The organism is Streptomyces sp. NBC_00009 (assembly GCF_045040855.1).
In the GTDB taxonomy this organism is placed as follows: domain Bacteria; phylum Actinomycetota; class Actinomycetes; order Streptomycetales; family Streptomycetaceae; genus Streptomyces; species Streptomyces aureus.
This window is the reverse complement of record NZ_CP108312.1, coordinates 3,515,177-3,535,216: the sequence shown is the minus strand read 5'-3', so window position 1 is coordinate 3,535,216 and position 20,040 is coordinate 3,515,177. Positions and strand designations below refer to the sequence as shown.

Annotated in this window: 22 protein-coding genes and 2 tRNA genes; 8 read left to right on the top strand and 16 right to left on the bottom strand. The window is 67.6% G+C overall.

Annotated features, from left to right (window positions below):
• Window positions 1-25 precede the first annotated feature (25 nt).
• Together OHA58_RS15850 and OHA58_RS15845 are read left to right on the top strand one after the other, a co-directional pair.
• Window positions 26-1,600: an alpha/beta hydrolase gene (locus OHA58_RS15850; protein WP_405479321.1), complete on the top strand. Its 1,575-nt coding sequence runs from the start codon at window positions 26-28 to the stop codon at window positions 1,598-1,600.
• Window positions 1,601-1,729: 129 nt separating this feature from the next.
• Window positions 1,730-1,803 (top strand) — tRNA-Thr (locus tag OHA58_RS15845).
• Window positions 1,804-1,850: 47 nt separating this feature from the next.
• On the opposite strand, the gene OHA58_RS15840 is transcribed toward OHA58_RS15845, so the two are convergent.
• The 15 genes from OHA58_RS15840 to OHA58_RS15770 all read right to left on the bottom strand — a co-directional run bounded on the left by OHA58_RS15840 (window position 1,851) and on the right by OHA58_RS15770 (window position 12,276).
• On the bottom strand, window positions 1,851-3,236 hold the full coding sequence (locus OHA58_RS15840; protein WP_405479319.1) for a tyrosine-type recombinase/integrase: 1,386 nt from the start codon (window positions 3,234-3,236) through the stop codon (window positions 1,851-1,853).
• A gap of 63 nt (window positions 3,237-3,299) precedes the next feature.
• Complete coding sequence (locus OHA58_RS15835; protein ID WP_405479318.1) at window positions 3,300-3,503, bottom strand: helix-turn-helix domain-containing protein; 204 nt, start codon at window positions 3,501-3,503, stop codon at window positions 3,300-3,302.
• Between the two features lie 468 nt (window positions 3,504-3,971).
• Window positions 3,972-5,447 (bottom strand): ATP-binding protein, encoded by a 1,476-nt coding sequence (locus OHA58_RS15830; RefSeq protein ID WP_405479317.1) that lies wholly within the window; start codon window positions 5,445-5,447, stop codon window positions 3,972-3,974.
• Window positions 5,440-6,288, bottom strand: a complete 849-nt coding sequence (locus tag OHA58_RS15825; protein ID WP_405479316.1) for a bifunctional DNA primase/polymerase — start codon at window positions 6,286-6,288, stop codon at window positions 5,440-5,442. Before OHA58_RS15825 ends, OHA58_RS15830 begins: the two co-directional genes overlap by 8 nt.
• A gap of 87 nt (window positions 6,289-6,375) precedes the next feature.
• Window positions 6,376-6,636: a hypothetical protein gene (locus OHA58_RS15820; protein ID WP_405479315.1), complete on the bottom strand. Its 261-nt coding sequence runs from the start codon at window positions 6,634-6,636 to the stop codon at window positions 6,376-6,378.
• Window positions 6,637-6,649: 13 nt separating this feature from the next.
• Window positions 6,650-6,823 (bottom strand): hypothetical protein, encoded by a 174-nt coding sequence (locus OHA58_RS15815; RefSeq protein WP_405479314.1) that lies wholly within the window; start codon window positions 6,821-6,823, stop codon window positions 6,650-6,652.
• Window positions 6,824-6,829: 6 nt separating this feature from the next.
• Window positions 6,830-7,282 carry a hypothetical protein gene (locus OHA58_RS15810; protein WP_405479313.1) on the bottom strand — a complete coding sequence of 151 codons (453 nt, stop codon included), beginning with the start codon at window positions 7,280-7,282 and terminating at the stop codon, window positions 6,830-6,832.
• 204 nt (window positions 7,283-7,486) lie between these two features.
• Window positions 7,487-9,604, bottom strand: coding sequence for an FtsK/SpoIIIE domain-containing protein (locus OHA58_RS15805; RefSeq protein WP_405479312.1), 2,118 nt, complete (start codon window positions 9,602-9,604; stop codon window positions 7,487-7,489).
• 135 nt (window positions 9,605-9,739) lie between these two features.
• Window positions 9,740-10,003, bottom strand: a complete 264-nt coding sequence (locus OHA58_RS15800; protein ID WP_405479311.1) for a hypothetical protein — start codon at window positions 10,001-10,003, stop codon at window positions 9,740-9,742.
• A 2-nt stretch (window positions 10,004-10,005) separates the two neighbouring features.
• Window positions 10,006-10,176 (bottom strand): pRL2-8, encoded by a 171-nt coding sequence (locus OHA58_RS15795; RefSeq protein WP_405484994.1) that lies wholly within the window; start codon window positions 10,174-10,176, stop codon window positions 10,006-10,008.
• A gap of 2 nt (window positions 10,177-10,178) precedes the next feature.
• Window positions 10,179-10,496, bottom strand: coding sequence for a hypothetical protein (locus tag OHA58_RS15790; protein WP_405479309.1), 318 nt, complete (start codon window positions 10,494-10,496; stop codon window positions 10,179-10,181).
• Window position 10,497: 1 nt separating this feature from the next.
• Window positions 10,498-10,845, bottom strand: a complete 348-nt coding sequence (locus tag OHA58_RS15785) for an RRQRL motif-containing zinc-binding protein (RefSeq protein ID WP_405479308.1) — start codon at window positions 10,843-10,845, stop codon at window positions 10,498-10,500.
• Window positions 10,845-11,735: a DUF2637 domain-containing protein gene (locus OHA58_RS15780; RefSeq protein ID WP_405479307.1), complete on the bottom strand. Its 891-nt coding sequence runs from the start codon at window positions 11,733-11,735 to the stop codon at window positions 10,845-10,847. Before OHA58_RS15780 ends, OHA58_RS15785 begins: the two co-directional genes overlap by 1 nt.
• Window positions 11,732-12,013: a hypothetical protein gene (locus tag OHA58_RS15775; protein ID WP_405479306.1), complete on the bottom strand. Its 282-nt coding sequence runs from the start codon at window positions 12,011-12,013 to the stop codon at window positions 11,732-11,734. The genes OHA58_RS15780 and OHA58_RS15775 overlap by 4 nt, the downstream gene beginning before the upstream one ends.
• Window positions 12,010-12,276 (bottom strand): DUF6284 family protein, encoded by a 267-nt coding sequence (locus OHA58_RS15770; RefSeq protein ID WP_405479305.1) that lies wholly within the window; start codon window positions 12,274-12,276, stop codon window positions 12,010-12,012. The genes OHA58_RS15775 and OHA58_RS15770 overlap by 4 nt, the downstream gene beginning before the upstream one ends.
• A gap of 663 nt (window positions 12,277-12,939) precedes the next feature.
• On the opposite strand from OHA58_RS15770, the gene OHA58_RS15765 reads away from it, so the two are divergent.
• From OHA58_RS15765 to OHA58_RS15755, 3 genes are all read left to right on the top strand, one after another.
• Window positions 12,940-13,734, top strand: a complete 795-nt coding sequence (locus OHA58_RS15765; RefSeq protein WP_405479304.1) for a GntR family transcriptional regulator — start codon at window positions 12,940-12,942, stop codon at window positions 13,732-13,734.
• A complete protein-coding gene (locus OHA58_RS15760) occupies window positions 13,731-14,390 on the top strand; it encodes a YdcF family protein (protein ID WP_405479302.1) in 660 nt (219 codons plus the stop codon). The genes OHA58_RS15765 and OHA58_RS15760 overlap by 4 nt, the downstream gene beginning before the upstream one ends.
• A gap of 496 nt (window positions 14,391-14,886) precedes the next feature.
• Window positions 14,887-15,810: a hypothetical protein gene (locus tag OHA58_RS15755; RefSeq protein ID WP_405479300.1), complete on the top strand. Its 924-nt coding sequence runs from the start codon at window positions 14,887-14,889 to the stop codon at window positions 15,808-15,810.
• A 1,857-nt stretch (window positions 15,811-17,667) separates the two neighbouring features.
• Here the strand turns inward: OHA58_RS15755 and OHA58_RS15750 are convergent.
• Window positions 17,668-17,829, bottom strand: a complete 162-nt coding sequence (locus tag OHA58_RS15750) for a hypothetical protein (RefSeq protein ID WP_405479299.1) — start codon at window positions 17,827-17,829, stop codon at window positions 17,668-17,670.
• Window positions 17,830-18,343: 514 nt separating this feature from the next.
• Between OHA58_RS15750 and OHA58_RS15745 the strand changes: the two genes are divergently transcribed.
• From OHA58_RS15745 to OHA58_RS15735, 3 genes are all read left to right on the top strand, one after another.
• A tRNA-Thr gene (locus tag OHA58_RS15745) sits at window positions 18,344-18,432 on the top strand.
• Between the two features lie 271 nt (window positions 18,433-18,703).
• A complete protein-coding gene (locus OHA58_RS15740) occupies window positions 18,704-19,159 on the top strand; it encodes a carboxymuconolactone decarboxylase family protein (RefSeq protein WP_405484992.1) in 456 nt (151 codons plus the stop codon).
• A gap of 337 nt (window positions 19,160-19,496) precedes the next feature.
• Window positions 19,497-20,003 carry a SigE family RNA polymerase sigma factor gene (locus tag OHA58_RS15735; protein ID WP_375986117.1) on the top strand — a complete coding sequence of 169 codons (507 nt, stop codon included), beginning with the start codon at window positions 19,497-19,499 and terminating at the stop codon, window positions 20,001-20,003.
• Window positions 20,004-20,040: the final 37 nt, after the last annotated feature.

The window sequence follows — 20,040 nt, the reverse complement described above, 5'->3', positions numbered from 1 at the left end:
GAACGCGGACAGTTACGCTCGACTGATGTACTTCAGGCGTCTCCATTCCCCTGTCCGAGGCCTCCGGGCCTGTGGAACCCTGCTCGCCGCCGCCGGGCTCCTCATGTCCGCCTGCTCACCAGGGAGTTCGGGAAGCACACGGACGGCGGACGTCTCGCTGGCCGCGCTGCCCAGGGCAACCCCCGCCAACCTGTCCGCCTACTACGGGCAGTCGCTGAGCTGGCGCGAGTGCGGTGTCCCCGGCTTCGAATGCACCACGATGAAGGCGCCGCTGGACTACGCGGAGCCGGACGCCGGTGACGTCAAGCTGGCCGTCGCCCGCAAGAAGGCCACCGGCCCGGGCAAGCGCCTCGGCTCGCTTCTGGTCAACCCCGGCGGACCCGGCGGCTCGGCGATCGGCTACCTCCAGTCGTACGCCGCCCTCGGCTACCCGGCGGCGGTTCGCGCCCGCTACGACATGGTCGCGATCGACCCGCGCGGCGTCGCCCGCAGCGAACCGGTCGAGTGCCTCGACGGCAAGCAGATGGACACGTACACGCAGACCGACGTCACGCCCGACGACCAGGCGGAGGCGAACGAACTGTCGGCGGCCTTCAAGAAGTTCGCGGCCGGCTGCGAGACGAGGTCCGGCGAGGTGCTGCCGCACGTCTCCACGGTCGAGGCGGCCCGCGACATGGACATCCTGCGCTCGGCGCTTGGCGACGACAAGCTGACGTATGTCGGGGCGTCGTACGGCACGTTGCTCGGGGCGACCTACGCGGGGCTCTATCCGAATCGGGTCGGCCGCCTCGTCCTGGACGGCGCGATGGACCCGTCCCTGTCGGCGCAGGAGATGAACCGCGACCAGACGGCCGGCTTCGAGACGGCGTTCCAGTCGTTCGCGAAGGACTGCGTACGGCGCTCCGACTGTCCCCTGGGCACCGGGAGCGCCGCCGACGCGAGCAAGCGCCTCAAGTCCTTCTTCACCGACCTGGACCGCACCCCCATCCCCACCGGTGACCCCGCGGGCCGCAAGCTCGGCGAGGCCCTCGCCACGACCGGCGTGATCGCGGCGATGTACGACGAGGGGCAGTGGGCGCAGCTGCGCTCCGCGCTCAGCTCGGCGATCAAGAACAAGGACGGCGCGGGCCTGCTCGCCCTCTCCGACAGCTACTACGAGCGCGACGGCAACGGCACGTACGCGAACCTGATGGCGGCCAACGCGGCCGTGAACTGCCTCGACCTGCCCCCGTCCTTCAAGAGCTCCGACGACGTGAAGACGGCCCTGCCGTCCTTCGAGAAGGCGTCCCCGGTCTTCGGTGACGGCCTCGCGTGGTCGGCGCTGAACTGCACGTACTGGCCGGTGAAGGCGACCGGCGAGGCCCACCGCATCGAGGCGAAGGGTGCCGCCCCGATCGTCGTCGTCGGCACGACCCGCGACCCGGCCACCCCGTACCGCTGGGCGCAGGCCCTCGCCGGCCAGCTCGACTCCGGCACGCTCCTCACCTACGAGGGCGACGGCCACACCGCGTACGGCCGCGGCAGCGCCTGCATCGACTCCGCGATCAACGCGTACCTCTTGGACGGCACCCCGCCCAAGGACGGAAAGCGCTGCTCATAAGGGGTGCGGGGGCACTTTTCGACACCCCGGGATGCGCCTCCCGGGGCCTCCGCATGGGGTGTGCGGAGCACCCCCGAAAACTGTGTAGACTTGGCGACGTTGCTGACCGCACCATGGTGCAGACAGCGCGCCGCCTTAGCTCAGATGGCCAGAGCAACGCACTCGTAATGCGTAGGTCTCGGGTTCGAATCCCGAAGGCGGCTCTGTGGAAGCCCCAGGACTCACTCGCCGTGACCTGGGGCTTTTGCTTTTACCGGACGCGGCGCCGACGCCGGGCGCGGGCCGCCTTGCTGTCTAGGGTCTCAGTTCTGGTCTCAGTAGTGGGTTCCGGTTCGGGCATGAAGACGTCCCCGATGCGGCGCATGGCGTCCTTCGAGAGGGTGGACCGACCCTTCACGTAGCGCCGGGTCTGGCTGATCTGCGTGTGCCGGAGGATCTCCATGATCGTCGGCATGTCCACCCCCAACTCGTTCAGGATCGTGCCCGCGGTGTGGCGGCTCCCGTCGTAGAGGCGCCGGTCGCTGATACCCGCCTCTTCGAGTAGCTCCTTGAACTCCTCCCAGTCCGCCCGGGGGTCGAGCGGCCGACCGTCCGGCCGCGTGAACACCGCGTCGTGCTCCTGCCACAGCTCATCCGCTGCGGCCCGGGCTTCGTCCTGCTGAGCCTTGTGCTCAAGCAGGTAAGGGATGAACGGCGGCGGGATCGGCACCTCGTTCCGGCTCTTCTTGGTCTTGGGGCGAGTGAAGGCGAGGCCTCCGCCCTTGCGTTCAGGGCACGCGCTCGCGTGCCGTGTGCAGTCCTGAGTGCAGGGCTGCGGGCACCCTCGCGTGTAGTTCCGGTGCGTCGTGCATTTCGGCGGGCACGGCTTGAACCGGTGCAGGCGCCGGCCGCATTTATGCGGGTCCTCACATCCATGACGCCATGTGAGGCGTTGGAGCTGCCACTGTGGGTGGAACAGCTCTGCGTCGAGGTCGACGTACTTCCAGCGCAGGCCCAGGGTTTCGCCCTGCCGGAATCCCATGCCGACGCCGACCACCCACCGCATGAACGTGGGGCGCTTCGCCGCAGCCAGAAGGAACGCCTTGGCCTCGCTCATCGTGAATGGATTCGCCTCGGTCTCGTCGACCGTTGGCGGGTCCACGAGCGTGGCGACGTTCTCCACGATCATCCGGCGCCGATGGGCAATCTTCAGGGCCCGCGACAGGATGCGGTGCACCTTCAGTACGTGCGAGGGGGCGTGGCCGGCATCGAGCATCGCCCGGTACATCCGTTCCAGGTGTTCCGGCTGAAGCTTGTCGATCCGATGCTTCCCGACGCCCGGAATGATGTCGTTGCGCGTCTTCGACCAGTAGTCATCCAACGATCGCGGCTTGAGCTTCAGGCTCGCGATATCGGTGAGGTAGGTCCCCATCCACTGGGAAACGGTCGGCTTGCGGCCCGCCTTAGTGGCGCGTCCCTCGTCGCGCTGCCGCTCCAACTCCTTCACCTTGCGCTGAATTTCGGGTTCGGTCTTGGCACGGCGGTGGCGGCGGTCGGGGCCACCATCGTTCTTCACGCCCATCGTGACGCGACCGTGCCACCAGCCGTCGGCACCGAAGTAGATAGACGAATCCATGTTGGGCTTGCGGGGACTCATGTGCTCCTCCATGCGAGAGGCGCCCCGAGCGGAGTGCTCGGGGCGCCTCGGGGCGGCGTCTGGTCAGTTGGGCAGCAGGGCGAGGTTCTCCACGTACGCCTCAAGGTCGGTGCGTCGAATCCGGCGGATACGGCCCAACTTGATGTACTTCAGGGAGCCTTCGGCCATCAGCTCGTAGACGGTGGATCGGCCGATGGCGAGTGCTTCGGCCGCTTCCTCGGGCTTGTACAGGAGTCGGTCGACCGGGGCGGCAATCGCGGTGCTCATCCGGGGTGCCTCCAGGGCAGTTCGGCAATGCCAAGGGGAGTTGTGCGCGGGTCCTAGACCGGTGTGTGTCCGAAGCTCGGATTTCTGCGTCACCGCGTCACCTGCGTCATTTAGAGCTCTGACCTGCGGCTTTCGGTGACGCGACGGATCGGTCCTGCGTCACCAGTGCGTCACCATCTGCGTCACCGGGTGACGCAGGTGACGCAGGATGACGCAGAGCCAGCCGTCTGCGTCACCGCTGTTCGCGCAGATCAGCGGCCGTTTTCCGGCCCGGGTGACGCAGGTGACGCAGCGTCTTCCTACTTAGGACAAAGAAGGGGCTGCCTGTGGTACTTGGGCGCGCCTTACAGAGCGAAGAAGGAGCCGCTGCGCGGCGCGGCCTGGGGGCGGCGTTCCGCCGAACAGCAAGAGGAGCACGCCTGGCCGGTGGTGCTCCTCTTGCTTGTCCAGGCGCGTGGGGTCACGGGGTCAGAACGCCCGCGATTGCTCGTGCGGGGCCGGGGGGAGCGTGCGGGTCATTTCGAGATAGCGGCCCGCCTTGGTGCGGCCCGAGTCGATAAGGACGCCTCGGGCGGCCAGCGTCGGCTGGAGGCGCTTGAGGCGGTCAGAGAGGACTTTGCCGGTGGTCGGCCATCCCTTGGGCAGGGGACGGCACTCGTCGCCGCTGTAGAGACGGCTGAGGCACGACAGCCACTCGGTGGACGTCATCTGCTGCGCGGCGCCCGGCTCGATGGTGTCGGCGTGCCTGAGGACGGTCTGCGCGAGGAGATCACCCTCGATCACATCGTCGTTTAGGTCGTCCAGACTCGCCCGGTACGCGGCAAGAGCCCCGAGGCCGGTCGCCGCGTCGAACTGCGCGCACAGGTGCGCGAAGTCCGCCATCCGCAGGTCGGTAGGAGTCTCCGCCTCCACGGCACGGACCTTGACCGTGAGGTCCAGGAGCGAGCCGAGCACGACGGGGAGCACTTCCGCGTAGTCCGCCCACAGTTCGGCCTCTGTGCGCCGGACGCGGGGCCGCTCCAGGCGCAGCGGCAGGAGCCGTTCAGCAAGGTCGGGTCGGATGACACCGACGTCGATGCCGGTGAGGAGCAGGGGCCGGCGGTAGCCGACGCGGAACACGTCCCCGTCGGTGAACAGGGCCCGTTTGACGCTCTCGGCTCCGGTCACGATGCAGCACATCGCGTCGGACAGGTCCGGCGTCATGTGGGACAGGTTGTCCAGGGCGGTGATCCATCCGGCCGCCACTGCCGCGATCAGGTTCTCCTCATCCTTCGGCGCCCGCCGCAGGTCGCCGCTCATCCCCTCGATGATCCTCGTGAGCATCCGGCCCCCGGTGGACTTGCCCGCTCCCTGCGGACCTGTGAGGAACGGCGCGGGTACTGGCACGGACGGACCGAGGCAGCCGATCAGCCATGCAACGGCCAGGCACTCGGTCTCCGCGTTGGCGAAGTTGCACAGCCGCATCAGAAGATCGATGCCCTTGCCGTCGGTGTCCTTGACCGGCAGGGGCAACTCCCCGGTGAGCTGCGTGCGCCTCCAGCACACCTCGCGCGGGTCGGGGGTGAGGACGTCCCAGCCCGAGGGGTGAATGCGGACGGACTGTCCGTCGTCGCGGCCCAGGTCCAGCCACGTCGCCCCGTCGAACCCGGGGGCCACGCGGATGTTCACGGCGTGCGTGTCCGCGTCCAACGCGAGGGCTTCGATCAAGTCCAGCGCCTCTTTCATCGCCGACCCGTTGAACACTCCGCGCCCGTCCTTGAACAGGCCGACCATGAGTTCCTGTCGGTGGCTGCCCGTTGTGCCCTGCGAGCGCATCGGGCGGGCGACGGGGTGGCCGTTGCGCTGCGCGTACACGGTCCCGTCGGCGGTGCGGAAGTACCGGAAGTGGGCCTGTGCGTAGTCCGCGATGATCTGGCGGGCGGGGTTCTTTTCGTCCTCAGACATGGCTCAGTCCCAACGTGGTCAGGGCGTTGGTCCACGCGTCGGTGCAGTGCCGGGGCGACTCACCCTTGGCCTGCGCGGCGGCGAACAACCGGGCGGTGTGGGCGTCGGTGAGGCAGCCGCACCGGCCGTGCGTGGACAGCACTGCGAGGAAGGTCCGGTAGACGGTGGCGTGCACCTCCCCCTGGGCCTCCGTGATGCGCTGCTCCGCCATGGCGATTCCACGGTCCAGATAGGTGGGCGTGCGGTGCGGGCACGCACCGCCCCCGCCCGGTGAGGGAATCGTGACGGCCACCGGTCGGGTCGTGGCCGGCTCCTTCGCGGTCAAGGCGCGCACGACATCTGGCAGGGTCGTCATGGTGCCGATACCGGGACCGAGCCAACGGGCATAGGCCATCGTCGACTTGATGTCGACGCCGGGCCGTACGGCGTTGGCGCCCCGCATGGCGCCCCGGTAGAGCCAGTGCTCGCCCCGGGTCGTCGGCACGATCCGGGTGGCGGGCAGGCTCGTGCGGGCCCACGTGATGGCCTCTGCATTGTCGAGGTCCACGACGGTTAAGCCGGCACCGCCAGGGTGGTAGGCCACCCCGGCCGCTTCCCGCCACGCCCGTCGCCACGCGGGCGAGTTGATGACGCGGGGGTCGGTGGTGGCTGCAGCCCATCCGTGGCACGGGTGCGGGCAGGTGCAGGGGCCGGGGGTCTTCATGTTCGGCCGGCCGCCGCAGGCGTTCTTGGCGCATGCCGGGCAGTTCCCGAACGGCACCTTCCCCGCTCGTAACGGCAGCGCGGGCACGCCGTGGGCCGCGAGGCTGAGGGCTCGCCTGATGATGACGGGTTGAGTCATGCTGAATGTCTCCAGTTCCTTTGTGGGTGCTGGCTGGCAAGGGCGGCCCCGGATCATTGGCGTGAGAGGGGGCCGCCCTTGGCGTAGCTACGGCTTGCAGGCGGGGTGGCCCTCGCCCTTGGTGCAGCGGTTGTAGTCGTGGACGTGGGCCTCGAACTCCTTGCGCTCGCCCTTGGCGGTGCGCACGGTCAGGAAGAAATGGCCGCTCTTGGTCGCCGACGACCAGCGGTAGTCCCGGGCGATGACGACGCCGGCCGGGCCGTCGGGCAGGCCGCATCCAGCGAGCAGCGCCAGAGCGCTTACGGTCACGGCGACCGCGCCAGCGCGGGTGCGGGTTCGGTAGGTCACGTGAACCTCCTTGTCAGCTGTGGAAGCGGGTGGAGTTGGGGTTCCGGTCGCACCAGTCCTCGGCGCACACCTTTTGGACCGGTTCGCGGTCGTGCGAGCGCATCGGGGTGGGCCTGCCGCACAGAGCGCAGGGCAGGTCGCGGGTGGCGTCGAAGTGGCGGGCGTTCCGCCAGTTCAGGAGCGCCATGGCCGTTCAGCCGTGGAACTTGTTGCGCTTGAACACGGCCTTTCGGATGTTGACCGTGGTGCCGCCGCGCGAGCTGCCGAGGACCTGCACGCCGATGAATCCACCGAAGACGACGGCCGCCAGGATGATGAGTTGCTGGATCAGGGCAGCGAGAGCGGCGATGAACGTGGTGAGCAGGACCAGTCCGCCGCACACTGCGCCGAACCCGATCCCTCCGAGGGCGATGTTCACGGCCGTGCGGGAGACGAGCGGCTTGGCCACGGCGGGTTCGGGCTTGGCGGGTTCGATGGCGTAGCCGGTGACGACGCGCCCGTCGGGCAGGACGATGCTCGCCACGGCAGGCACGGTGCCCAGCTGCACGGGTATGAGCGGTGCCGCCTGTATGGGTGTGATGGGGGTGGGCCGGTGGATGGTCACGGCCCGTTCGGCGGGCAGTTGACCGGGGGTCTCGGGGTACATCCGGAATCCCTTCGAGGGGCGGGGCAGGGAGGCGGAAGCACCCCCTGCCGGAATGCGTGTGGAGGGGGTTTCAGGGGTGCTGACCTGCGGGCCTCCCTGACTCCCTGATGGATCATTCGTGCTGGTCAGGGCCAGGGAGGCGGGGCAGGGAGGGGTTCAGGGAGTTCTCCCTGCCTCCCTGACCCGTGCGGGGCGCGGCTCCCTCTACTCAGAGGCAGAAGCGGAACCCTCGTCGCCCTGGTTGGTTAGGGCGCGGGCGACGCGCTCGCGGCCGACGACCATGCGCCCGTCGGACTTGTACGGCTCGGCGCCGGTGCCGTCGAGGACGCGCTTGAGGTCGATGAACGACCACTTGCCGTAGGCGTCCTGGTTGAGAGAGGCGAGCCGCTTGAGGACGTCCTGTGTGAGCACCCGCGAGGCGTCCCCGAGCACGGAGAAGATGTCACGCAGCGGGTCACGCTCCTCGCCCCGCTCGATGACGTGCAGGGTGGTGACCCCGTCCCGCATGGCTTTGGCGCGGTCGGTGATGGCCTCCGCTCCGTCGTCGTCGACGTAGTGCGTGCGCACGGTGATGGACGACTGGCCCTTGGGGATGTCGATGCCGGACGACGCGACCACGAGCGTGCCCTGATCCAGGCCCGGACGCAGCAGGTTCGGAGCGGCGCCACCGTCAACCGCCTTGTCCCCGAGCGCCATGCGGGCCTGCGACTCCGTGCCGAGCGCCAGCGAGGCGCGGGTGTGGGCACCCTCGCGGACCAGCTTGGGAAGGTTCTGATCCGTCGGGTCCTGGGTGCCCTGCCACATCAGGACGTTCACCGCACGCCCCTGGTTGTGAATCTTGCGGACGGCCATGAAGTACCGGGATGTGGCCTTGGAGCCGCCGTAGAAGCGGCCGTCCTCGTCCTTGAGCGGGCACATGAACGCGACCTGCGCCTCGTCGACCAGGACGATGAGCGCGGGGAACACGGTGCCGGGCGGGGCCATCAGACGGCGGTTCATCTCGTCGACGGCGCCCTCGACCATCTCGGTGACCTGGATGACGTGCTCGTCGGTGGGCCCCTGGATGAGGGCGGTGGCGAGGCCGTCGAACATGGCCCAGTCGCCCACGCCCTTGAGGTCCCCCATGAGGAACTGCACCGACTTGTCCAGGGCCAGCCACAGGGCGAGGGAGCGCAGGGCCACGGTCTTGCCCTGGTTGGACAGGCCCGTGATGAGCAGGTGGCGCTGATAGAGGCTCAGCGCGGCGACGTCGCCGCGCAGGTCCTGGCCCCACGGGGCCCGTCCCTTGGCATAGTCGGCGGTCATCGTCTCGTCCGTGACCAGCGGAGACGGGCCGATCGGCTCATCGAGCGCACCGCTGTCGGCGATCCACAGGCGTACTGTGCGGGCGGCCTGGGGGATGGTGATGAACACTTCGTGCTCGTGCCGGGTCAGGTTCTCGGCGAGCTTCCTGCGTCGGTTCTGCACCTCGATCGTCGACACCCCAGACGGAAGCATGACGTCGACTTCTACGCCGCATCCGGCGATCCGGATCGGCCCGAGCATGCCCGCACCGGCGTCGCCCATCTCCTTGATGGCGTTGCGCAGCGCGGGAACGCCGAGGTCACGCAGGGCCTTGACCACGATCGACGGCGTGATCGGCTCACCCTCGTCCGAGCGGATGTTGTCCGGCAGGGCCCATGCCGGGGCGGCCTGCTGCTTGCTGCCGACCGTCCACAGCGCGAGCAGCGCGAGGAAGGGGCCGATCGTGAGGGCGGGACCCCAGACGATCTGCACGATCCGGATCAGCAAGCCGATGAAGTCGATGACGGCAGTGAGCGGGGTGATGACGTCGCCGATGTCGTGATTGTTGATGGCCATCACGATCCCGAGCGCGACCAGCACCCCGACGCTCATACCGGCGCCGACCCCGACGCCCTTGGCGGCATCGACCGGGGAGTGCAGCAGGTCCATGCGGCGGCGGTGCCTGGCCTCGCGGAAGCGCTGCAGGCGGTCTTCCCACTCCTCTGCGACCTCGAAGTTGCCGGCCGCCTCAGCGGCTCGCAACATCCGCTCGTAGCGGGCACCGGTCTTCCCGTCCCACGCGCGGCGGGCCACGATCCGGCCCCCGTTGACGGTGTAGAGGCTGTGGCGGGCCACCGCGCGGGCGGTCGTCTTCGTGGTCTCGTGGGTGACGGCCGTACGGATGGCGCGGCCGGAGCGGACCCACAGCGGCACGGGCTTGGCCGGTGCCGGTTCGGGGACCACGGTCAGCGTGGTCACCGTCGCCGCCTCGGTGGTCGGTTCGGTGTTCTTGTGCAGATGAACGACGTTCTCGGACATGCGGGAATGACTCCTGACTGCCCTGATCGGGGCGGAAGTTGAGGGGTGCCGGGGTGGCCAGGCATGTGGGATAAGCGGCCACCCCAGCGGCGAGATTCAGCGCCTCTGATGGGCGCGGTTCTCGATGTGGTTGAGCTACGACGGCTCGATGCGTGGGCCGTCAACCCAGCAGAACGGGCGGAGACCGGCGGCAGCCTTGAAGGTGCGGATGGCGGCGCCGGATGGGGCGTCGGGAAGGGCGTAGACGCGTCCGCGGTCGAGGGAGGCCAACAGTCGGGCGCCGTGGTGTTCGCACCCGTTCGCCCCCGCGTTGACCGCGTCCAGCACGGTCACGACGACAGGACCGACACAGGACGTGGGGTCTTGCGGATGCGCGGCGGGGCAACGGTGGTGGTCCATGCTCACCACCAGCTCGACTTCTTCTTCGATGCGAGGGACGGGCAGCCGTTGACCATGTGGTCAACGCACTGCGGGCAGTCCTGTCGGGGCCTGAGGTGGCGGTGTGCCCGCCGGTCGTGGGCGTGCTGCCAGCACTGCGGGCACTGGCCGGGAGACGTGTCCTTGCCGGGCATGGTCACCACCAGCCCGACGACTTCTTGGCGGCCTTGGCCTTGGCGGACTCGTTCACGATCCGCTGACGCTCGGTCGTGAGCGCGGCGATCTCCGCGATGAGCCGGGTCTCGGCCGCGCTCCACGCGGTCTCCACCTTCCGTTCCGCGCGGTCGGTGCTCTTGTGCCGCACGACCCGGTAAGAGCCGCCGGCGATACCGGCGGCGACCGCGCGGCGCTCGCGGCCGTCCAGCGGCCACATCTCGCGGTTCTGCACGGCTTGGAGCTTCTGGTTCGCCTGCTGGATGGCGCGGTCCATGCGGCGGGTATCGGGCTTACCCATGTCAGGCACTCCTCAAGGAGTCGGAAGGATTGGGGTAGGCGCAGGTCACGCACATGCCGAGCGAGGTCGGAATGACGTATCCGGCGTCGCGCCGGCACTCGGGGCACAGTCGGCGGGCGGCGTTGGCCTTGGTGAGAGCCGCCCACCGGGCCGGGGTCATCGGCCGCACCGGCATGGCGCGGTCGATGCGGTACAGGTAGGCGATCAGCGGGCCGCGCCGTCGGCGAGGCCGCTCCAACTGCGCCGCTACGCCCTGGCCGCCGGGGCGGAGCCCCAGGGCGCGGAGTTGGCGGTAGGTGGCGTAGCCGTCCGGGGCGAGCCACCACCGGAACACGGGCAGCGTGGCCATCAGGCGACCTGGAGTCCGCGCTCGGAGCGCAGGGTGTCCCGCAGCGTGCGGGCCCTCGCCGGGGACGTGCGGACCTCACGCCGAATGCCCTCGGCCGTCAGCCGCCCATCCGGCCAATCTGCCGTGACGGTGCGGGCCTCAACGAGCAGTTCGGCGGCAGTCCGCTTGGGCCGTGGCGATCGAGCAACCTCCGGCACCCGGCCCGTCGCCCGACGCGGGCGGGTCGACTCGGCAGGCACCGTGCGCCCGATCGCAACCGGTACCGGGATCGGCTCGACTGCGGGGACGGGCTTAAGGGGAACGGTCGACTTCAGGAACCCGACCTCGACCGCCCGGGGCAGCGCTACCGGGTTCGCGGGCACTGGCTCCGGGGTCGATTCCACGAGGTCAGGCGTAGACCGATTCCTCATGGTCTCGATAGATTCCACCGCATTCGCGTCTGCGGCGGGAATCAGGAGGGGCCGGTGATGCAGCACCTTCGCGACCAGATCGGATCCGAAGTAGATCGACCCGACCGGAAGCGACGTGGCGAGCAGCACCAGCGCCCAGTTGGCGGGGTCCCAATCGGCGAGTCGACCCCAGTCGACCGATCGGCCGTGCAGCTCCGGGACGAGGCCGTGCACGTAGTTCAGGACCAGCGAGGCGATCGTGTAGGTGCCCAGCACCCGCAGCGCGAACGTCCGATCCTTCCCGGCTAGGACGAGCGTGGCGATCAGGGCCAGGGCCATCAGGCCGTCGACCACGAACGGATACAGCGTCGCCGCCGTGTGATCGGCGCCGACCGCGCCCGCGATGTCGCGCAGCGCGTTCCAGGACACCCGGAACGCCATTGCGACGACGACAACCAGGGCGAGCACGAGGGCGGTGCGTCCCTTGCGGTGGAGGTTCATCGGTTCGCCTCCCCGCCATCGCGCAGGTCACCGTGCTCCCACGCGAAGGACTCGCACTCGTCGTCCGCGTCCTCATCGCTGACAGCCGGAGTGGTAGCCGGCCGGTTGCGGCGGTGGAGCAGCAAGCCGGCCGTGTGAATGACGGCTCCGGCGAGCACGACGCCGCGCCAGGCCGGTTCGTGCAGCGCGAGCAGGCAAGCGGTCGCGCCCATCATGAGGAGCGAACCGGCGCAGATCACGGCGACAGCAAGCGTGCTGGGCGTGGGGTTCGTGCTCATGCGGCACCACCCGTCACCGCGGCGGCGGCCTGATTGGCGAGCTCGCGGCGCGCGGCCAGGACCCGGCGGCGGGCCCGGCGGATACGGCGCTCGTCCAGCTCGGTCGGGGTGCGGTCCAGGGTGACGATCTGCGCGTCCAGCAGCTCGACGCGGGCCAGGATGACGGGCATCTCGGTCTCGATGGCGTCCAGCTCCGCAGCCGTCGGCTCGCGGTCGAACTCGTCGGCCGTAACGGGCGCCTGAAGTGCAGCGATGTTGCTCATGAGTCGTGTTCTCCCTAGTAGGTATGCGGCTCGAAAGCGGCCCCGGTGTTCGAGCACCGGGGCCGCACGTCATTGATGGGGAAGCGCAGAACTTGGGCCGTCAGCGGTGGCCGCGCTCGTGTCCACTCCGTGAGCGCCTGCAGTCGGGGCACTTGCGTTCCCTGCCCTCGCCCTTGACGAGGTACTGGATGGTGCGCCCGCAGATGGCCTGAGTGGAGCCGACGACAAGCTGTGGGTGGCACGTCGGGCAGTGGAAGTGAATGTCCTGGACAGGCATGACCTTCCCCTCGGGAATGGAGATTCGGGACGATCCCGGCTCCCCTCAGCGCCGCTCGTAGGAGACGAGCAGCGGAGGCAACCGGCCGCCACACGTGCGCGGCGGCGATGTTGAGAAACGCGCGGACCTGAGCCGCGCTGGCCGCCTTTACGTAGGAGGCGACAACCTCGTAACCCTGTTCAGTTCTCAAGGGACGACCGGCAGGGGGCCCGCAACGATCACGAGCTATCCCGAACCTCGGCGCACCAGAAGCAGCCCAAAGAAGACCCCTCCACTCGCTGTCCTAGGACTGCGAAGCGCTTGAGTTAGACCATGGCTCACAGTCCCAGGACTGTCAACAGTCCTGGGACTGTGTTTCACTGGGACCACGTCGAAAGGGGCTCGGAATGGCGCCGAAGTGGCGAGAACTGGCAGATCGACTGGCCGAGCGGATCAGGAACGGCGAACTCGAACCGGGCGCGCGCTTGCCGCACATCCGTGACCTGGTGGACGCGGGCGAGGGCTCTAAGTCCACAGTCCATGCGGCCTACAAGGCGCTCGAAGCCGAAGGGCTGGTCACCTCATCGCGAGGGCACGGCACGGTTGTCCGTGAGCAGATCCCCTTGAGGCGTCTCGGCATCGCGCGCTACGACAAGGCGAAGTGGCGTGACGGCGATGAGGTCGCGTTCATCGCGGACCGAGTCGCTTCCGGTCGCGCGTACCAGAGGAACGAGCAGACGCAGACGGTCAGTCGTCTGGAGGCACCGCGGATCGTTGCTACGGCCCTCGGGTTGCCCGAGGGTGCGGACGTCTATGCGCGCGCCCGACTGGTGAAGGAGGGGGAGCGCCCCACGCACACCCTCACCAGCTATTACCGCCCTGAACATGTCGAGGGCACTCGCATCGTCGACCCGACGCCGGGTCCCGCTGGCCGCGGTGGCGGGTACCGGGTGCTCTATGACGCGGGCTACGAGATCGACCACATGCGAGAGGAGATCTTCGCCCGGACCCCGAGCGCGGACGAGGCCAAGCTCCTACAACTCCCGCCAGGAGAGTGGGTAGTCGAGCTGCATCGCACGACCTACACAGAGGACAACACGGTGGTGGAGTTCGCAATCGGCGTCCATGCGGCTACGCGCTTCGCATGGTCCTACGACTTCAAGGTGCCCGACTCGGCGCAGGAGGAAGGCGACAAGGCGTGATCTCTACCCAGGCATGGGCCGACGCCCAGGAACTGTGGGCCTTCCAGCAGATGGGCCACGAACTCCAGCCGTGCTCGGTAGCCATCGGGCTCGGCAGTCATGATCTCGGCGTAGCTGACGTCACGGTGGACCTGTATCACCGCGGCCTGACGCCTCTGATTGTGTTCACCGGGGCGACCAGCCGGACGACGCGTGAGGCGATGCCGAAGGGTGAGGCCCAGCACTACCGCGAGCGGGCGTTGGAACTCGGAGTGCCGGCCGACGCGATTCTCGTTGAGCCGCAGGCTCGCAACACGGGCGAGAACATCGCGCTGTCCCGGGCGTTGCTCGAGGAGCGAGGGGTGTCCGTCGAATCGGCGCTCCTCGTCAGCAAGCCCTACGAGGAGCGGCGGGCCTACGCCACCGCGTGCAAGATCTGGCCGGACGTGACGTGGGTGAGCGCCTCTGCGCGCATGACGTTCGCGGAGTACGTCGACTCGATCCAAGACGCGCGGCTCGTCATCGACATGCTCGTCGGGGCGCAACAGCGACTCGTGGTCTATCCCGAGCAAGGGTTCATGATCTGCCAAGAGATCCCACATACCGTTATGGAGGCGTTCGAACGCCTCAGGGCTGAAGGATTCACGAGCCGACTGATCCCAGGCCGCGTCGCATGAGGCTGCTCTTCCACGACCTCATAAGCCATCTGAGGGTCAGGGGCGCCTGACGCAGGAGCGCGTCGGCGCAACGCTCTTGAGGCCTGGTCGGTGGCGCGGGCGCGGTACAACTTTCCCTACGTCATCAAGCCCCGGCTGCGCTCCGCTCCGCCGGGCGCGCTTCCCGGCTCTGCTGCGGGCGCCGCTCCTGCCTTCGGCCCGCTCCGCCCGCGCTGCGCTGACGCGCGCCCGGTGTGGCACCAGGGATCGCACGCGGCCGGCCGGACACCAGGACAAGACTCTGATGGGACCTGCGGCCGGGCTCCTGACTTGTTCAATCGAGTCCAGTTCAAGTCTGCTTAACTAACGTCCTTGATCACGCGCGATGTTGTCGATTCAATCGGATTAGGCCATTTGACCCAAATCCCCGACCCGCGGGCCGAGTAACGTTGAGATAGTTCGCAGCACTGCGAGCCACAGATCACAGACATCTCGGGTTGCCAACAAGGATGTTGAAATGTCCAGCAAAGGCGCTAAGCGCCAGGGAATCAAGCGAGCCGCGGCTGCCGTGATTGCCACTGGCGCGCTTTTCGGCTGTGCCGGCACAGCCCTGGCGCAGACCACCCCGGCCCTAACAAGTTCAACAACGATAGTCCCATCACAGGGTGATGACCCGGCTTATGCGGCCGGTTACCAAGCTGGCCTCACATGTGACACTTCAAAGACCAAGCCATCACGGGGGCTAGACACCGCAGACACGAATGGTATCAGCGGCGACGCTTACATGAGCCACTACAGCGCGGGATACTCGGCCGGTTGGAAAAAGAACTGCGAGAGCTACGGGTTCCTCTCCTGGTTGCGTCACGGGTCGAACCCCATCCCACTGCAGGAGCAAACACTGCCGTCCCAAGTACCTGCTGTACCGGGAAATGGCAATAGCAACAGCAACCAGAGCAACAGCAACCAGAGCAACAGCAACACGCAGAGCAACAGCAATCAAAGCAACAGTAACTCGCCGACCAACAACTGCGGCAACATGAACACTGGCGGCGGCGGCAAGTCCGCGCCCCAAATGGCGCCGTCCGACATGTGTCCACCCACTGACAGCGGCGTGCCGACTGACAGCGGCGTGCCGACTGACAGCGGCGTCACGACTGACAACGGCGTGCCGACTGACAGCGGCGTGCCGACTGACAGCGGCGTCACGACTGACAGCGGCGTGCCGACTGACAACGGCGTGCCGACTGACAGCGGCGTGCCGACTGACAGCGGCGTCACGACTGACAGCGGCGTGACGACTGACAGCGGCGTGACGACTGACAGCGGCGTGCCGACTGACAGCGGCGTGCCGACTGACAACGGCGTGATGACTGACAGCGGCGTGATGACTGACAGCGGCGTGATGACTGACAGCGGCACGACCACCGACTGCGAATGTTAGATGGTGCGGGTCCCGACGTACCAGCACGTTTAGCCAAGTCACTACAGTTGCGACTGCTGGAACGCTGGCAGTGCATAGCCCCTGGTTCGTCGGTACGGACCGACGCAGCACACTTCGAGAACATTGCCGTGTGTATCGCCCACAGCGCTCAATGATGCTCGCCCAGACCCCTAGCGGTCCGCGACGCGCAAGAGGCTTGCAGGAGCGGAGTGCAACAACCGCCGTGACCGCAGACAACTGACTCCGGCCCTCGATGGCCGAGCGACCACAGCACACCAGACCTCAATGACGTCCCGGCCAGTAATTCGGGACGAAAAGGCTGTGCCAGAACCGTGCCAGGTCGTGCGGGGAACCACGGGGAATGGCGGGGACGAGGTCGTCGGTGCCCCCCGCCCGACGAGCACCCAACGGTCTGACATCACCAGCGGACATCAACGTCGCCAGACGACGACGGATCCCAACGTCCAAAGGTGGATTCCGATTCGCCCGGCAAGCAGGGCCCAAGCAGCCCGCACGGCCCATGAATCGAACTCCTAAAGCGGGTGTCGCAGGTTCGAATCCTGCCGGGGGCGCTGATCACGGCGAGGAGACTTGGAAAGCGTGCACGCGATCGACTTCCACTCCAAGGAACAGCCCCACCCGAGTTGCGCCAGGACCAAGGACTTGCGGTCTCAGTGGTGGTCTCAATCGCCGCTCAATCCGAGGCGGTCCACTGACATCCATCGGAGTCATGCAGGCCTCCTGACCAGTCCTGCGAGTCACCCGGCAGATGCCAGTGGATGCCCCCGGACCAAGATCCGATAACTCGTAATGCGTTAGGTCTCAGGCTGGAATTTCGAAGACCGAACGCGACGACGGCAACGTGCGCGGGGCGAGCAGTCGGCTCAACACCGATAGGCGGAGAAGGCGCAGATCCGACCCCTTGGGCAGACGGCACTCTTTGACGGCAACGCCGGTGCACGTTGCCGTACTCCGAGGATCTGCCGTGCACCACGCACGGCAGACAGGAAAGCGGTAGCCCGACTGTCAGCCCTCCCGTCTCGACATGGAAAGCGTGGCGGTTCGCGCCGTAGTGGACTGCGCCGCGTTGGACTGCTCCGGGCCTTGCTTTGCGCACGGTCGTGCGTAGGGTTGAGCAGTAGAGCATGGAATTCTATGGCTAGTTGAACCGGACACCTTTTTGGTGGTTAAACCGGGCGACTGGTGGATTGAGCAGCGGCTCGGCAGTGCGTTGCCGGTCTTGCAGTGACAAATACGTGTGCCGCCCTCAATTGATCATGTAGGTCACAGAGGAATCATTCAGCGACACGGCTTGGTTGGACGCACCGCCTTCGATGGACGCATGTCCTGGAAGGAGACCGCCATGCGTGCCAAGCGAGTGTTCATCGTGCTCGGTCCGGGACTCGTGGCCTCCCTGGTGCTCTCGCCGGGCATCGCCGCAGCGGCATCGGCCGCCCCGGCTCCGGCGCGGGTAGCAGTGGCAGCCCCGAGTATCTCCGGCCCCGTCGGGCAAGCGGCCCCTCCCGCCCCTTACCCTTCCGGCTACAGCAACGGCCTCCATGCTGGCATAGCGGCAGCTGAAGCTGGCAAGCCCCGCAGCGCCATTCCGCTCCCCCCTGCCACAGGCCACACTGTCGGTCAGGGGAATTACTACGCGGGCTTCGTTGACGGGTACGCACTGGGTGAATCCCCTGGGACATATGGGGTACGCCAGTCAATAAATGCTGCGGCGCTGCAGTACATGGAGGCAAGACAGGCCGCAATAGACGCCGATGTAAGGATCGAGCCACTGCCTAAGGATCAGCCCGTGCTGCCAGCCTTGACGACTCCCACTCAGACCGGGCAGGGGACGGCTCCTCAGGTTCCGAACACCAGCTCGCAGGGCAGCACGGTGTCCACGACTCCCACCCAGACCGGGCAGAGCCACGACACCGGTTCGCAGGGCACCACCGTGTCCACGACTCCCACCCAGACCGGGCAGAGCCCGGACACCAGCTCGCAGGGCACCACGGAGCCCACGACACCCACCGAGACTGGACAGGGCTCGGGCACCGGTTTGCAGGGCCCCACGGAGTCCGTGACTCCCACCCACGAGACTGGGCAGGTGACGGCTCCTCAGGGTCAGGACACCGGTTTGCAGGGCCCCACGGAGTCCGTGACTCCCACCCACGAGATTGTGCAGGAGACGGTTCCTCAGGGTCAGGACACCGGTGCGCAGTACGACACCACGTTTGAGGACCAGGGGTTTGGTTCGGAGGGAGGTTTCTCGGGCGAGTAGCCCCGCAATCGTCGAGCCCAAGAGCAAGGAGCTCCGCGTGAGGTCACTCCGCTCGGGCTTGCCCCCGCAAGAGATCAAGGCTTGGGCGTGCGTCGGTCTCGACAGGGACCACCGGCGACAGCTCATCCAACTGGTGTCGAATCGAAACGTCACAGGAGCGCTGGCGGTCTCAGTTGCGGTCTCACCAGCACTTCGGTCCAGGACTGTCCGCACTCCTCCGCTGCGGTGCGATAACGCCTCTGAGCTGCGATGAAAGCCACCGAGCGGACTGCCCTGGACGCCTGCGGAACGAGATCCGACAACTCGTAATGCGTAGGTCTCGGGTTCGAATCCCGAAGGCGGCTCTGTGGAAGCCCCAGAACTCACTCGCCGTGATCTGGGGCTTTTGCTTGTTCTGGTGTGGTGGCCCTCCGCGGGATGAAGATCGCGGAGGGCCTTCTGCATGGCATCGCCCAGTGCCTCGCCGCAGGGCGGAGCGGGGACCGGTTGCGTGTGGTGGCCTGGCCGCAGCCGGCCGAAGGAGGATTCTTCGTTCAGGTCGTCACACTCCTGTCTCGGGATCCGTCAGTTCATCGAAGGCAGAGAGACAGAGCTGACGGAGGGCAAGGCATGACTATCCAGGCGCGCATACAGAACCCGGCCCAGCTGATTCCCGGGGTTACGCAGCCCGTGCTGGCGCTTCTCAAGGCCACCCGTGAGGGCGGTGTGCCGGAGAGCACGCTCGAACTGGTGCACCTGCGGGCCAGTCAGATCAACGGGTGCAGTTACTGCGTCGACGCCGGTGTGCGCAGTGCGCGTAAGGGCGGGGAGAGCGACGACCGGCTGTTCGCCATCGCCGCGTGGCGTGAGGCGCCGTACTTCACCGACGCCGAGCGGGCCGCGCTGGCCCTTGCCGAGTCGGCGACCCGGCTCGCCGACTCTCCGGACCCGGTGCCGGACGCGGTCTGGGACGAGGCTGCCCGTCACTACGACGAGCGCGGGCTCGCGGCGCTGACGCTCATGATCGGCGTCACCAATCTCTTCAACCGGTTCAACGTGACCACGCGGCAGCCGGCGGGCGCGAGTTGGTAGAGCGGGCTGCCGCGTTCCGCCTTGGCGCGCTTCGTCATTACGTGATTCCTGGCTCTGTTAGATGAGTTCAGGTACGTGTGTTCAGCTACGTGAGTTCAGGTACGTGAGTTCAGGTACGTGTGTTCAGGGTTCGGTACGCGAGTTCTGACTCCATTGCACGGCCCGGCCCGGCCCGCTCGCCTCGGCTTGAGGTGGGTGGGCGGACCGGGCCGCGTCGTATCTTGCGGCGATCGTAGAGTGCGCGCCGCAGGCTCTCGGGGGATCGCGGCGTCGCTGAAACATCCCGTCCGCCTCACCGCATCTAAAAGGTGTGGGGCGATGAGGGGGAGGGCGTCTGATGAGGCGGTCCAAGGAGAGCGGGTTCCGGGAGTTCGCGGAGGCCCGGACAGGACACCTGTTCCGTTCGGCATGCCTGTTGACCAGTGGCGACACGCACTTCGCCGAGGATCTGGTGCAGGAGACGCTGGGGCGGATGTACGTGGTGTGGGGGCGGTCGTCACGGGTCGGGAACCCGGCGGCGTACGCCCAGACCGTTCTCATACGTGCCTTTCTCGCGCACCAGCGGCGGCGTTCCGCGCAGGAGCGGCCCAGCGACGAGCTTCCGGAGACCTCGGACATTGCGCCGGGCGACGCCTCGCTGCGGATCACTCTTCTCGACGCGCTGCGGCAGCTGCCACCGAAGGACCGGGCGGTGATCGTGCTGCGGTACTGGGAGGACCGATCCGTGATGGAGACCGCGGAGATTCTGAACGTCAGCTCGGCGGCGGTGCGTACGCGGAGCACGCGGGCGCTCGCCCGGCTGAGGGAACAACTGGGCGGCAGCGTGGCCGAGTTCGCCGCGTAATGAGTTTGACCCGATTCGGTGTGAGGAGTGGTGGTTC